This is a genomic window from Pseudomonas sp. USHLN015, assembly GCF_037153275.1.
GTDB classification, from domain to species: domain Bacteria; phylum Pseudomonadota; class Gammaproteobacteria; order Pseudomonadales; family Pseudomonadaceae; genus Metapseudomonas; species Metapseudomonas tohonis.
On the sequence record NZ_JBBCKP010000032.1, the window covers coordinates 1 to 517 of the forward strand.

Annotated in this window: 1 protein-coding gene; it reads left to right on the forward strand. The window is 64.0% G+C overall.

The window, feature by feature from the left end; genetic code table 11:
- On the forward strand, positions 1 to 517 hold a 517-nt coding region (locus WFQ67_RS30210; protein WP_337059006.1), incomplete at both ends, for a phospholipase D-like domain-containing protein.

Here is a 517-nt window from a genome sequence, read left to right on the forward strand (position 1 = left end):
TGTTCGTGGTCACCAATGTCACGGACGACGGCATCGGCAAGGGCACCGTCAACACCCAGCGCATGCTGGAAAGCCTGGGGCGGGCCGACACCATTCCCGAGGTCACCAAGGAGCTGCGTATCAAGCAAGCCAAGCGAGACATGCCGCCCATGCCTCGCCCCGATGGCGCCAATGACTGGCATGGCAAACAGGAGGTGGCCCGATGGCAGGGGGAGCTGGATCGACAGATCGCCGAAATAAAAGACGAGGACCTTATCCCCGAGACACGCCCCGGCCTGAAAGTCCACGTCTGCTCCCTGGTGGCCCCCGACTCACCGGCCGGCAAGCCCTGGGTGCCGGTGTACATCCACTCCAAGCTGATGATCGTCAACGACGTACTCACCACCCACGGCTCGGCCAACATCAACACCCGCAGCATGCAGGTGGACAGCGAGCTCAACATCCTCCACGAGTGGCACGAGGTAACCCAGGCCATGCGCCGCCGGCTCTGGAGCCTGCATACCGCTGGGCAGGGGGC